The 12,618-nt window shown below is 69.0% G+C and carries 12 protein-coding genes; all 12 read right to left on the bottom strand.

The features are described from left to right. Positions 1-18 precede the first annotated feature (18 nt). Positions 19-2,112 (bottom strand): glycine--tRNA ligase subunit beta, encoded by a 2,094-nt coding sequence (gene glyS / locus GH664_RS12595; RefSeq protein WP_153168427.1) that lies wholly within the window; start codon positions 2,110-2,112, stop codon positions 19-21. After that, entirely contained in the window at positions 2,112-3,038 is a 927-nt protein-coding gene (gene glyQ, locus GH664_RS12600; RefSeq protein WP_153168428.1) for a glycine--tRNA ligase subunit alpha, read from the bottom strand. The genes glyS and glyQ overlap by 1 nt, the downstream gene beginning before the upstream one ends. A 263-nt stretch (positions 3,039-3,301) precedes the next feature. Further along, complete coding sequence (gene sufT, locus GH664_RS12605) at positions 3,302-3,901, bottom strand: putative Fe-S cluster assembly protein SufT (protein ID WP_228111491.1); 600 nt, start codon at positions 3,899-3,901, stop codon at positions 3,302-3,304. Between the two features lie 18 nt (positions 3,902-3,919). Next, positions 3,920-4,378 carry a Fe-S cluster assembly sulfur transfer protein SufU gene (gene sufU, locus GH664_RS12610; RefSeq protein WP_153168429.1) on the bottom strand — a complete coding sequence of 153 codons (459 nt, stop codon included), beginning with the start codon at positions 4,376-4,378 and terminating at the stop codon, positions 3,920-3,922. Then, positions 4,375-5,631 carry an aminotransferase class V-fold PLP-dependent enzyme gene (locus GH664_RS12615; RefSeq protein WP_153168430.1) on the bottom strand — a complete coding sequence of 419 codons (1,257 nt, stop codon included), beginning with the start codon at positions 5,629-5,631 and terminating at the stop codon, positions 4,375-4,377. The genes sufU and GH664_RS12615 overlap by 4 nt, the downstream gene beginning before the upstream one ends. Then, on the bottom strand, positions 5,631-6,989 hold the full coding sequence (sufD, locus tag GH664_RS12620; RefSeq protein ID WP_153168431.1) for a Fe-S cluster assembly protein SufD: 1,359 nt from the start codon (positions 6,987-6,989) through the stop codon (positions 5,631-5,633). Before sufD ends, GH664_RS12615 begins: the two co-directional genes overlap by 1 nt. Further along, the gene (gene sufC, locus GH664_RS12625; RefSeq protein ID WP_153168432.1) at positions 6,986-7,762 is read right to left on the bottom strand and encodes a Fe-S cluster assembly ATPase SufC; all 777 of its coding nucleotides are present in this window, start codon (positions 7,760-7,762) and stop codon (positions 6,986-6,988) included. Before sufC ends, sufD begins: the two co-directional genes overlap by 4 nt. 35 nt (positions 7,763-7,797) lie before the next feature. Then, the gene (sufB, locus tag GH664_RS12630; protein WP_153168433.1) at positions 7,798-9,246 is read right to left on the bottom strand and encodes a Fe-S cluster assembly protein SufB; all 1,449 of its coding nucleotides are present in this window, start codon (positions 9,244-9,246) and stop codon (positions 7,798-7,800) included. Then, positions 9,243-9,740 (bottom strand): SUF system Fe-S cluster assembly regulator, encoded by a 498-nt coding sequence (locus GH664_RS12635; protein WP_228111492.1) that lies wholly within the window; start codon positions 9,738-9,740, stop codon positions 9,243-9,245. The genes sufB and GH664_RS12635 overlap by 4 nt, the downstream gene beginning before the upstream one ends. Then, positions 9,740-9,937 (bottom strand): hypothetical protein, encoded by a 198-nt coding sequence (locus tag GH664_RS12640; protein WP_153168434.1) that lies wholly within the window; start codon positions 9,935-9,937, stop codon positions 9,740-9,742. The genes GH664_RS12635 and GH664_RS12640 overlap by 1 nt, the downstream gene beginning before the upstream one ends. A gap of 307 nt (positions 9,938-10,244) precedes the next feature. Next, entirely contained in the window at positions 10,245-11,738 is a 1,494-nt protein-coding gene (gene lnt / locus GH664_RS12645; RefSeq protein ID WP_153168435.1) for an apolipoprotein N-acyltransferase, read from the bottom strand. Positions 11,739-11,740: 2 nt separating this feature from the next. Next, entirely contained in the window at positions 11,741-12,586 is an 846-nt protein-coding gene (locus GH664_RS12650; protein ID WP_153168436.1) for an HlyC/CorC family transporter, read from the bottom strand. Between the last annotated feature and the right edge of the window lie 32 nt (positions 12,587-12,618).

Here is a 12,618-nt window from a genome sequence, read left to right on the forward strand (position 1 = left end):
TGCGCTCGTGTCTGGCACTCAGGCCGACAAGCGCGAGATGTCGGCCACCTGGTTCATCAGGCCCGCAAGCTGCGCCAGCAGCGCGACGCGATTGGCGCGCGTGAGCGGCTCCTCGGCCATCACCATGACGTCCTCGAAGAACTGGTCCACCGCCGCACGCAGGCCGGCGAGCACACGCAGCGCATCGGTGTAGTCCTCGTTGGCGACATGCGAGCGCACCAGCGGCGCGACTTCGATCACCTGATGGAACAGCGCCTTCTCGGCAGCCTCCTGCAGCAGCGCGACGTCGGGCTCGCCCGGCATGCCCTCGGCCTTCTTCAGGATATTGACGATGCGCTTGTTCGCGGCGGCCAGCGCCTCGGCCTCCGGCAGCGCGCGGAAGGCCTCCACCGCGGCGAGCTTGGCCGACACCAGGTCGATACGCGCAGGCTTGAGCGCCAGCACGGCGTCGATCACCGCACCGTCACGCCCCGTCTCCCGCAGCAGGTTCTTCAGGCGTTCGAACATGAAGTCCTGCAACTGCGCGGCAAACCCGTCGGCCGTCAGCAGGCCGGGCTTGAAGCCGGCCGCGGACGTCTCGATCAGCTTCGGCAATTCGAGCGGCAGCGGCGTCTCCATCAGGATGCGCAGCACGCCCAGCGCCGCGCGGCGCAGCGCGAAGGGGTCCTTGTCGCCGGTGGGCACCATGCCGATGCCGAAGAAGCCGACCAGCGCGTCCAGCTTGTCGGCCAGCGCCACCGCGGCGGCGACGTTGCCGGCGGGCAGCGCATCGCCGGCGAAGCGCGGCTGGTAGTGGGCCTGGATGGCGTCGGCCACCACCTGCCCCTCTCCGTCGGCGAGCGCGTAGTAGCGCCCCATGATGCCCTGCAGCTCGGGGAACTCGCCCACCATGTCGGTGACGAGGTCGGCCTTGGCCAGGCGCGCGGCACGCTGGGCCGCGGCGACGTCGCCATGCAGTTGCGCAGCGATCGCACCGGCCAGCGCCTCGAGGCGCTCGACGCGCTCGAGCTGGCTGCCGAGCTTGTTGTGATAGACGACCGGGGCCAGGCGCGACAGGCGCGCCTCGAGCGTCTGCTTCTTGTCCTGCTCGAAGAAGAAGCGCGCGTCCGACAGGCGCGGACGCACCACGCGCGCGTTACCGGCGACGATGTTGGACGGGTCGGCGAGCTGCATGTTCGACACGATCAGGAAGCGGTTCAGCAGCTTGCCGGCGCCATCGAACAGCGGGAAATACTTCTGGTTGGCGCGCATCGTCAGGATCAGGCATTCCTGCGGCACGGCGAGGAACTCGGCCTCGAACTCGCCGACATACACCGTCGGGTGCTCGACCAGCGCGGCGACCTCGTCCAGCAGGTCGGCGTACTCGTCGAGCAGCGCACCCTGCTTCGCGGCCTCGGCCAGCAATTGGCGCTCGATGTCGGCACGGCGCTCGGCGAAGGAGGCGATCACCTTGCCTTCGGCGCGCAGCGTCTCCTCGTAGGCGTCGGCGGTGGCGAGGTCGATGTCGCCCCGGCTCATGAAGCGGTGGCCGCGGGTGGTGCGGCCGGAATCCAGATCCAGCACGCGGCCCGGCACCACGTCGGCGCCGTGCAGCAGCGTGAGCTTGTGCACCGGGCGCACGAAGGTGGCGTCGCCATCGCCCCAGCGCATCACCTTGGGGATGGGCAGCGCCTTGATCGCGTCGTGCACGATGCCCGACAACACCTCGGCCAGCTTCGCGCCCGGCACCACCGCGGTGTGAAACAGCGCTTCGGCCTTGCCGTCCATGCGGCGCTCGAAAGCCGCCACCGCGTCAGCGGCGATGCCCTTCGCTTCCATCTTCTTCAGCAGCGCCGGCGTCGGTTTGCCGTCGGCATCCAGCGCGACGGCCACCGGCATCAGCTTCTCGGTGACTTCCTTCGCGGCGCCCTCGGCGGCGACATGCGCCACCGTCACTGCGAGGCGGCGCGGGCTGGCGAAGGCACGGAAGGCCGCGTCGGCGGGTGCCAGGCCCCTGGCCTTCAGGCTTTCGGCAATTTTCGTGGCGAAGGTCTCGCCCAGACGCGGCAGGGCCTTCGGCGGCAGCTCTTCGGTGAGCAGTTCAACGAGCAGGGTTGCGGTCGCGCCGGTCATCACGCGGCCTCCTTGGTGGTGTTCCGCATCGGGAAGCCGAGGGCTTCGCGGGATTCAAAGTAGGCCTGCGCGACGGCGCGCGACAGGTTGCGGATGCGGCCGATGTAGGCGGCGCGCTCGGTCACCGAGATGGCGCCACGGGCGTCGAGCAGGTTGAAGGTGTGGGCGGCCTTGAGCACCATCTCGTAGGCGGGCAGCGGCAGCCCGACTTCCATCACGCGCTTCGCTTCGGACTCGTAGTTGGTGAACAGCGAGAACAGGAAGTCGACGTTGGAGTGCTCGAAGTTGAAGGTCGATTGCTCGACTTCGTTCTGGTGATAGACGTCGCCGTAGGTGACCTTGCGTCCGTCCGGCGCGATCGACCAGACGAGGTCATACACGTTCTCGACGCCCTGCAGGTACATCGCCAGGCGCTCGATGCCGTAGGTGATCTCGCCCAGCACCGGCTTGCAGTCGAGGCCGCCGACCTGCTGGAAGTAGGTGAACTGGGTGACTTCCATGCCGTTGAGCCACACTTCCCAGCCCAGGCCCCAGGCGCCCAGCGTGGGGTTTTCCCAGTCGTCCTCGACGAAGCGGATGTCGTGCGCGTTGGGGTCGATGCCGAGCGCGCGCAGCGAGTCGAGGTAGAGCTCCTGGATGTTCAGCGGCGAGGGCTTGAGCACCACCTGGAACTGGTAGTAGTGCTGCAGGCGGTTGGGGTTCTCGCCGTAGCGGCCATCCTTGGGCCGGCGCGAGGGCTGCACGTAGGCGGCGTTCCAGGGCTCGGGGCCGATCGCGCGCAGGAAGGTGGCGGTGTGGCTGGTGCCGGCGCCCACTTCGAGGTCGTAGGGTTGCAGCAGCACGCAGCCACGCTCGCCCCAGAAGTGCTGGAGCGTCAGGATGACTTGCTGGAAGGTGGGCTTCGAGTGGGCTGAGGTGTGGGCCATGGTGTCGGGCGGCGCTTGCCGCGCTGCGAACGCAAAGAGCCCGATTTTACTGGCAATTGACGCCTCGCGTATGCCCGACGGCCCAAAAGCGGCGAATGCTGGCCGGTGCCGGGAATCCGGTCAGGCGGTGGGGGATGCGCTCCGTCGGGCTGCGGAACTCGCCCTCGCTGCGCTCGGTGCTCGGACAGTCCTCGCCCGCTCCGCGCATCCCCCGCCGCCTGACCTCCTGCGTTGCGCGTTCCAGACGCCTCCAGCAAGCCGGCTCATAGCAGGCCCATCTCCAGCCGTGCACCCTCGCTCATCATTTCGCGGCTCCACGGCGGGTCCCACACCAGTTGCACGTCCACCTCCTCCACGCCGGGGATGGCCTCGAGCTTTTCCTTCGCCTCGTCGGCGATCATCATGCCCATGCCGCAACCGGGCGCGGTGAGGGTCATGCGCACGTCGATGCGGAAACGACCGCTCGGCAGCCGCGTCAGCTCGCAGCCATACACCAGGCCGAGATTGACGATGTCGATCGGAATCTCCGGGTCGTAGCAGGTGGCGAGCTGGTCCCATGCCGCCGCTTCGACCGCCTGCTGGCTGTAGCTGCCGTCCGCCGCCTGGGTGACGACCGCTGCCGCCGCCTCGGCTTCCAGCCCCAGCGCGTCGGCCTCGCTGCCGGCGATGCGGTACAGGTTGCCATCGACCATCACGGTGAAAGTGCCGCCCAGGCGCTGGGTGACCTGGGCGTACTCGCCGGCCTCCAGCGTCACCGGCGACCCCCAGGGCACCAGCACGGCAGGGCAGTCGCGCGTCAGACGCACTTCCAGGATCTCACCCATGGGCTTGTTCATCGTCGTTCCCTCGCTGCGCGCATTCATGTCGTGTTCGCTCCACGTTCATTCGGTCTTCGCCGTGCCGCCGCCTTCCAGCGCGTTGTGCAGCGTGTGCCAGGCGAGCGTGGCGCACTTCACCCGCGCGGGGAATTCCCGCACGCCGGCGAGCACCTCGAGCTTGCCGAAGTCGCGCCCTTCCGGCGGCACGTCGGTGAGCAGGGCGTGGAAGTCGCGGAACAGCGCCTCGACCTCCTCCACCGGCCGGCCCTTCACCGCTTCGGTCATCAACGACGCCGAGGCGGTCGAGATGGCGCAGCCGTGGCCGACGAAGCTGACGTCCTGCACCACGCCGTCGGCCACCTTCAGATAGACGGTGAGCTGGTCGCCGCACAGCGGGTTGTGGCCTTCGGCGACATGGTCGGCGTCGGCCATGGAATGGAAGTTACGCGGCTGGCGGTTGTGATCGAAGATCACTTCCTGGTACAGCTCGCGCAGATCGCCGAAGCCTTCGTGTCCGCTCATCGCCGGCCTCCGAACATGTCCTGCGCCTTGCGGATGGCCCGCACCAGCGCATCGACGTCCTCGTCGTTGTTGTACAGCGCGAAGGAGGCGCGCGCCGTGCCGGGGATGCCGTAGCGTGTCATCACCGGCATCGCGCAGTGGTGGCCGGCGCGGATGGCGACGCCGTCCGCGTCGAGGATGGTGCCGAGGTCGTGCGGATGGATGCCATCCACCACCAGCGACAGCACGCCGGCCTTGTGCGCGGCAGTGCCGATGATGCGCACGCCGGGCAGCGCCTGCACCGCCGCGGTGGCCCTGGCCAGCAGCGCGTGCTCGTGCGCGCCGATGCGCTCCAGGCCGATCTCCAGCACGTAGTCGATCGCGGTCGCCAGCGCCACCGCGCCGGCGATGTGGGGCGTGCCGGCCTCGAAGCGCTGCGGCGCGGGCGCGAAGGTGGAGCGCTCGAAGCTCACCGTCTCGATCATCGAACCGCCGCCCTGCCACGGCGGCATTGCCTGCAGCAGCTCGTGGCGCGCGTACAGCACGCCGATGCCGGTCGGGCCGTACAGCTTGTGTCCGGAGAAGGCGTAGAAGTCGCAGCCCAGCGCGCGCACGTCCACCGGCATGTGCGCCACGGCCTGCGCGCCATCGACCAGCACGCGCGCGCCTACCGCACGGGCGCGGCGGATCAGCGGCGCCACGTCATTCACCGTGCCGAGCGCGTTCGACACCTCGGTGATGGCCAGCAGGCGGGTGCGCGGACCGAGCAGCTCGTCGAAGGCGTCGAGCACCAGCTCGCCGGCGTCGTTGATCGGCACCACCTTCAGCACGGCGCCGGTCTGCTCGCAGACGAACTGCCACGGCACGATGTTGGAGTGGTGCTCCATCGCGGTGATCAGGATCTCGTCGCCGGGCTGCAGCGTGTTGCGCGCCCAGCTCTGCGCCACCAGGTTGATGGATTCGGTGGTGCCGCGGGTGAACACGATCTCTTCCACCCGCGCCGCGTTCAGGAAGCTGCGCACGCGCTCGCGCGCACCTTCGTAAAGATCCGTGGCGTGCTGCGACAGCCAATGCACGCCACGGTGGATGTTGGCGTTGGATTCGCGATAGAAGCGCCGCTCGGCCTCGATCACCACCTCGGGCTTCTGCGTGGTGGCGGCGTTGTCGAGGTAGGCCAGGCGCTTGCCGCGGACCGGGCGCGACAGGATGGGGAAGTCGGCCGCGTGCGCGGACAGGTCGACAGCCGCGCCGGCCGGCACTTCGTTCATGTTCATCACAAGGCCTCCATCAGTTCGCCGCCCGGCAGGCGGGCGCGGATCGCCGCCTGCGCGCGGCGCTTGAGCGGCGCCAGGCCGATGCGCTCCAGCACCTCGGCGGCGAAGGCATAGGTCAGCAGGTTGCGCGCGTGGGCTTCGTCCAGCCCGCGGGTGCGCAGGTAGAACAGGCTGTCCTCGTCGATCTGGCCCACGGTCGAGCCGTGCGCACACTTCACGTCGTCGGCATAGATCTCGAGCTCGGGCCGTGCGTCGGCTTCCGCCTGCGGCGACAGCAGCAGGTTGTCGGCGCGCTGCATCGCATCGGTTCGCACCGCGCCCGGCGCGACCAGGATGCGGCCGGCGAACACGCCGCGCCCGGCGCCGTCGAGCACACCGCGATAGAACTCGCGGCTGGTGCCACGCGGCTGCGCGTGGTCGATGCGGGTGTGATGGTCGACATGGCGCCGGCCATCGACATGGAACAGGCCGTTCAGCAGCGCCTCGCAGCCTTCGCCGTCGAAGCGGGTGGTGATGTCGTTGCGCGCCAGTTGCGCGCCGAAGGACAGCGAATGCGACGCGAACACCGAGCCGCGCGCCTGCACCGCGGCGATCTGCGCCACATGCACCGTGCTGCGGTCTTCCTCCTGCAGCTTCAGGTGGGTGATGCGTGCGTCCTGCGCAGCAGCGATGCGGGTGACGGCGTTGGTGAGCGCGCCGGCCGTGCCGGCTGCGGCGGCGCCCGCCTGGACATCGCCCGCGCCTTCCACGCCGACGTAATGCTCGACGATCGTGGCCTCGGCGCCGGCCTCGGCGACGATCAGGTTGCGCACCAGGCTCGCGCCCTCACGCACACCGCCGATGAACACCACATGCAGCGGCGCATCCAGCGCCACGCCGCGCGCCAGGCGCACGAAGGCGCCGTCGGTGGCGAGCGCGGCATTGAGCGCGACGGGGCTGGCGCCCTCCTCCACCGTGCCGAAGTACGCTTCGACCCAATCGGGATGCGTCGCGAGCACCTCGGCCAACGAACATATCTCCGCCCCCCCGGGCAACGCGCCGAGCTCGGACAGCGCAGGCGCATGGCGGCCATCGACGAACACCAGCCAGTGCCCGCCCGCGGCTTCCTCGCCGTCGCGCCGCAGGCGCTGCAGCACCGCTTCCGGCGCCAGCGGCGCAGCGGCCGGCGCGAACGAACGCTCCTCGAGCAGCGCGAGCGAGGTGTGGCGCCAGTTTTCCAGCCGGTTGCTCGGCCAGCCCTCGTCGGCGAAGCGCATGATGGCCTCTTCGCGCAGCGCGTCCAGCCACGGCACGCCGGCGCCGGGCAGCGCGTCGCGGCCGGCGTTGTAGCGTTGCAGCCAGTGCTCCAGCGTGCTCATGATGCCGCCCCCTGCGCCGCCGGCGTGGCTTGTGCCTCGTCGATCCAGCCGTAGCCGCGCTCTTCCAGCTCGTGCGCCAGCTCGCGCCCGCCCGAGCGCACGATGCGGCCACGCGACAGCACATGCACATGGTCGGGCACGATGTAGTCGAGCAGGCGCTGGTAGTGGGTGATGACGATCATCGAGCGCTCGGGCGAGCGCAGCCGGTTCACGCCGTCGGCCACGGTGCGCAGCGCGTCGATGTCGAGGCCGGAGTCGGTTTCGTCGAGGATCGCCAGGCGCGGCTCGAGCAGCGCCATCTGCAGCACCTCGTTGCGCTTCTTCTCGCCGCCGGAAAAGCCTTCGTTCACCGAGCGGTAGAGGAATTCCTCGCGCATGCCGACCGCCTTCATCTCCGCCTTCACGCGCTTGAGGAAGTCCATCGCGTCGTATTCCGGCTCGCCGCGGTGGCGCCGCACCGCGTTCACCGCGGCCTTCAGGAAGTAGGCGTTGGAGACGCCGGGGATCTCCACCGGGTACTGGAAGGCGAGGAACAGCCCGGCGCGCGCGCGCTCCTCGGTGGGCATGGCGAGCAGATCGACGCCGTCCCAGCTCACGCTGCCGTCCTCGACGGTGAAACTGTCGCGCCCGGCCAGCACCTGCGCCAGCGTGCTCTTGCCCGAGCCGTTGGGGCCCATGATGGCGTGCACCTCGCCGGTGCCGACGTGAAGATCGAGGCCGCGCAGGATGGGCTTGCCATCGACCGAGGCGTGAAGATTGCGGATATCGAGCATGATGTTTTCCCTGTCCTGTTTGCCTTGTGCCATCTTCAGCCGACGCTGCCTTCCAGGCTCACGCCCAGCAGTTTCTGCGCCTCCACGGCGAACTCCATCGGCAGTTCCTTGAAGACTTCCTTGCAGAAGCCGCTGACGATCATCGACACCGCGTCCTCGGCGGTGAGGCCGCGCTGCATCGCATAGAACAACTGGTCCTCGCCGATGCGCGAGGTGGTGGCCTCGTGCTCGACGCGCGCCGAGGGGTGGCGCACCTCGATCGTCGGGAAGGTGTGCGCGGCACAGCGCTCGCCGATCAACAGCGAATCGCACTGCGTGTAGTTGCGCGCCCCCGCCGCCTTCGGCGTCACCCGCACCAGGCCGCGGAAGGTGTTGCTGCCGCGGCCGGCGGAGATGCCCTTGGAGATGATGGTGCTCTTCGTGTTGCGCCCCATGTGGATCATCTTGGAGCCGGTGTCGGCCTGCTGGCGATGGTTGGTGAGCGCCACCGAATAGAACTCGCCCACCGAATCGTCGCCGCGCAGCAGCACGCTGGGGTATTTCCAGGTGATCGCCGAGCCGGTCTCGACCTGGGTCCAGGAGATGTGCGAACGCGCACCGCGACAATCGCCGCGCTTGGTGACGAAGTTGTAGATCCCGCCCTTGCCGTCCTTGTCGCCGGGGTACCAGTTCTGCACCGTCGAATACTTGATGGACGCACCTTCCAGCGCCACCAGCTCGACCACCGCGGCATGGAGCTGGTTCTCGTCGCGCATCGGCGCGGTACAGCCCTCGAGGTAGCTCACCGTGGCGCCCTCGTCGGCGATGATCAGCGTGCGCTCGAACTGCCCGGTGTCGCGCGCGTTGATACGGAAATAGGTCGACAGCTCCATCGGGCAGCGCACGCCCTTGGGGATGTAGACGAAGGAGCCGTCGGAGAACACCGCGGAATTCAGCGCGGCGTAGAAGTTGTCACCCTGCGGCACGACCGTGCCGAGGTACTGGCGCACCAGCTCGGGGCGCTCCTTCACCGCCTCGGAGAAGGAACAGAAGACGATGCCGTGCTCGCCGAGCTGCTTCTTGAAGGTGGTCGCCACCGACACCGAGTCGAACACCGCATCCACCGCCACGCCGGCCAGCCGCGCGCGTTCGTGCAGCGGCACGCCCAGCTTCTCGTAGGTGCGCAGCAACTCGGGATCGACTTCGTCGAGGCTCTTCGGCGCGTCGGCCTTACGCTTGGGCGCCGAGTAATAGACGATGTCCTGATAGTCGATCGGCGGAAAGCTCACCTGCGCCCAGCCGGGCGGCGTCATCGTCAGCCAGCGGCGGTAGGCCTCCAGCCGCCACTGCAGCAGCCACTCAGGCTCGCCCTTCTTTTCCGAGATGCGGCGGATGACCTCTTCCGACAGGCCCTTGGGCAGGGCGTCGGCCTCAAGCGCGGTGACGAAGCCGGCCGGATACTCGCGTTCGAGAAAGGCTTCGATCGGTTTGGTCGGGGCGTTCATCGTGCTGACTCCTGGTCGGGCGCAACGCGCCCCTTGATGGATTGGGGGCCGGTGATCGGGCGCGCATCGCTGCCCGCCACCATCGGCTGCGGGCTCACCATGTCGGCGAGGCTCACGTCCTCGAGCGCACGCCGCACCACGCCGTTGATGCGCTGCCAGTTGGCGCGGATGCGGCAATCGTGCTCGAAATCGCAGGAGCCGGCGCTGGCGCTGCACTCGGTGAGGCCGAAAGGCTGCTCCTCCAGCGCATCGACGATCTGCGCCACGCTGATCTGCACTGCCGGCCGCCCCAGCGCATAGCCGCCGTGCAGGCCGCGCACGCTGCGCACGAGGTCATGACGGCCGAGCGTCTTCAGCACCTTGCTGACGGTGGGCGCGCCCAGGCCGAGGGTGGCGGCGAGGTCGGTGGCGCTGAACAGGCGATCGGGAAAGTTCGCCATGTGCGTCAGCACCAGCGTGCCGTAGTCGGTGAGCTTGCTGATGCGCAGCATCATCAGGCCATCGCGTGCGGGCGCACGCAGCCGCTGGCGCTCAGCAGGCAGGCGAGCGGCACGGGGGTCGAAGCCGGTTCGTCGTCGGCATCGCCGATCCCGGCCCTGCGGTCGAGTTCGGCGGCGGCGCGCGCCGCGCCGTCCAGCCCGAAGTAACGGGCGGAAGTTTCAAGCAAGCGCCGGATCGTGTCGGGCTCCATGGCGGTCTCCTGCAGTGCGTCTGTGGATGGCTCGGGATAAACAGTACTCTTTTGGTACTGTTTAAGTCAACCCACACTCTCAATGGTTCCTGGAGGATCACTGGGTGCGAGTGTCAGTGGAGCAAGGATCGAGCAGAAGCAATCGAACGGGCTGGTCGCGGTCAAGCCCGCTCCTACAGCGAACTTCCGGCACCCACGCGGAGGGGCGGTCCCGGCCGAGATCGGGCGCCCGAAATCGCGGTCAAGCCCGCTCCTGCGGCAGGCTTCCGGCCCCTAGTCGTAGGAGCGGGCTTGACCGCGACCGCCCTCAGCCGCTGCGCCGCCGCAGCAGAAGCGCCGCCAGCACGAGCGCCGCGATCCCCAGCGCCGCCCGGTCGCCCCAATGGGCGTAGGGCGTCATGCCCTGGTAGCCGCGCACCTCGGCGCGCAGCACGCCGCGCTCGAACTCCGGCAGCACCGCGGCGACGCTGCCGTCGGGCTGCACCACCGCGGTCATGCCGGTGTTGGTGGCGCGCAGCATCGGCCGGCCGGTCTCGAGCGCGCGCACGCGGGCGATCTGCAGGTGCTGCGGCTGGGCCAGCGAATTGCCGTACCAGGCGAGGTTGGAGAGGTTCAGCAGCAGCGTGGCCTGCGGCAGCGCGCGGACCAGCTCGGCGCCGAAGAGGTCCTCGTAGCAGATGTTCAGCGCGATGCGCTGGCCACCGAGCGTCATCGGCGGCTGGTCCGGCGCGCCGCGCGTCTGGTCCGACATCGGGATATCCACCAGACGGTAGAACCAGCCGAACAGCGGCGGCGAGTATTCGCCGAAAGGCACCAGGTGCTGCTTGGCGTAGGTCTGCATCGGCCCGTCGCCCAGGCTGATCGCGGCGTTGTAGATGCGCAGGCCGTCGCTGGCCTCGCCAGCCGCATCGTCACGCTCGGTGCGGAACACACCCAGCACCAGGTCGCCGCCATGCTCGCGCACGAAACCGCGCAGCAGCTCCAGGTAACCCTCGGGCAGACGGTCCATCAGCGTCGGCAGCGTGGTCTCCGGTAGCACCACCAGTTGCGCTTCGGTGTCGCGTACCAGTTGCGCATTGGCGCGCAGCACATCGACGAAGTGCTCGGGGTTCCACTTCAGCGACTGCTCGAAATTGGTCTGCACCAGCGCCACCGACAGCGGCGGACCGACCGGCGCCGTCCACGCCACCGTGCGCAGCGCCGCACCGCCGCCGAGCAGCAGCGCACCCAGCGCCATTGCCGGCATGGCCGCACGCAGCCGATTCCACCGCACGAAAGCCAGCCCGGCAGCGAGGAAGGCCACCAGCCCGCCCACCCCGTAGACCCCGATCAGCGGCAGGAAGCCCGCCAGCGGACTGGGCGGCGTCTGCGTATAGCCGATGGCCAGCCACGGAAAGCCGGTGAACACCACGCCGCGCAACCATTCGGCCACCAGCCACAGCGCGGCGAACAGCCCCGCGCGGGCGAGCGCCCCGCCGCTGCGCAGCCGCACGAACAACGCCCCGGCCAGCGCCGGGTACAAGGCCAGATAGGCGCAGAACAGCGCGATCGCCAGTGCCGCCAGCGGCATCGGCATGCCGCCGTAGCGGTTGAGCGCCACGTACAGCCACGAGATCCCTGCCGCAAAGGCGCCGAAACCCCAGGCCAGGCCAAGCAGGAAGCCGTCGCCCACGCGCGCCGCGCGCTGCAACTGCCAGGCGAACACCGCCAGCGCCGGCAATGCGAGCACGAACAGCTCGAAGGGCGAGAACGCGAACACCGACGCGCCGCCCGCGAGCAGCGCCAGCAGGAAGGAACGCACGCTCAGCCGCCTGCGGCGTCGCCCGGCGGCAGGGGCTCGACCACCAGCGCCAGGATGCGGCGGCTGTCGGCGCGCAGCACGCGCACGCGCAGCCCCTCGATCTGGAGCGATTCGCCGCGCTGCGGCACGCGGCCGAAGTGGTGGATCACGTAGCCGCCGATGGTCTCGACGTCGTCGCTGTGCAGTTGCACGGCGAAGGCGTCATTGAAGGCGCCCAGCTCGGTCGTGCCCTTCACGCGGTAGCGGCTGCCCTGCAACAGGCGGATGTTGTCGTCGAGATCGACGCCGTCATATTCGTCCTCAATGTCGCCGACGATCTGCTCGAGCACGTCCTCGATCGTCACCAGGCCGGCGACGCCGCCGTACTCGTCGACGACGATGGCCATGTGGTTGCGGCTGACGCGGAACTCGCGCAGCAGCACGTTCAGGCGCTTGGTCTCGGGGATGAACACCGCCGGGCGCAGAGCCGCGCGCAGGTCGAACGGGCAGCCGACGAAATAGGGCAGCAGGTCCTTGGCGAGGAAGATGCCCAGCACGTCGTCCTTGCTCTCGCCCACCACCGGGAAGCGCGAATGGCCGGTATCGATGGCGAAATGCGCGATCTTGTCGATCGAGTCGCCGATGCGCACCACGTCCATCTGCGCGCGCGGCACCATCACGTCGCGCACCTGCATGTCGGACACCTGCAGTGCGCCTTCGATGATGGACAGCGCGTCGGTGTCGATCAGGTTGCGCTCGCACGCCGAATGCATCAGCGCGAGCAGGTCGTCACGGTCTGCCGGCTCACCGGAAATCATCGCCGACAGGCGGTCGAGCAGGGACGGTTTGCTTGTAGGGGAAGGTTCCATCAGCGTGTGTCGGTGCGCGCCGCCGTCAGCGC

The organism is Thauera sp. 2A1 (assembly GCF_009469595.2).
Lineage (GTDB): Bacteria > Pseudomonadota > Gammaproteobacteria > Burkholderiales > Rhodocyclaceae > Thauera.

What these genes read in the sequence shown, in the direction of transcription:
- glyS (WP_153168427.1), bottom strand. Translation starts at nt 2,112, where the DNA reads ATGACCGGCGCGACCGCAACCCTGCTCGTTGAACTGCTCACCGAAGAG.
- glyQ (WP_153168428.1), bottom strand. Translation starts at nt 3,038, where the DNA reads ATGGCCCACACCTCAGCCCACTCGAAGCCCACCTTCCAGCAAGTCATC.
- sufT (WP_228111491.1), bottom strand. Translation starts at nt 3,901, where the DNA reads ATGAATGCGCGCAGCGAGGGAACGACGATGAACAAGCCCATGGGTGAG.
- sufU (WP_153168429.1), bottom strand. Translation starts at nt 4,378, where the DNA reads ATGAGCGGACACGAAGGCTTCGGCGATCTGCGCGAGCTGTACCAGGAA.
- GH664_RS12615 (WP_153168430.1), bottom strand. Translation starts at nt 5,631, where the DNA reads ATGAACATGAACGAAGTGCCGGCCGGCGCGGCTGTCGACCTGTCCGCG.
- sufD (WP_153168431.1), bottom strand. Translation starts at nt 6,989, where the DNA reads ATGAGCACGCTGGAGCACTGGCTGCAACGCTACAACGCCGGCCGCGAC.
- sufC (WP_153168432.1), bottom strand. Translation starts at nt 7,762, where the DNA reads ATGCTCGATATCCGCAATCTTCACGCCTCGGTCGATGGCAAGCCCATC.
- sufB (WP_153168433.1), bottom strand. Translation starts at nt 9,246, where the DNA reads ATGAACGCCCCGACCAAACCGATCGAAGCCTTTCTCGAACGCGAGTAT.
- GH664_RS12635 (WP_228111492.1), bottom strand. Translation starts at nt 9,740, where the DNA reads ATGATGCTGCGCATCAGCAAGCTCACCGACTACGGCACGCTGGTGCTG.
- GH664_RS12640 (WP_153168434.1), bottom strand. Translation starts at nt 9,937, where the DNA reads ATGGAGCCCGACACGATCCGGCGCTTGCTTGAAACTTCCGCCCGTTAC.
- GH664_RS12650 (WP_153168436.1), bottom strand. Translation starts at nt 12,586, where the DNA reads ATGGAACCTTCCCCTACAAGCAAACCGTCCCTGCTCGACCGCCTGTCG.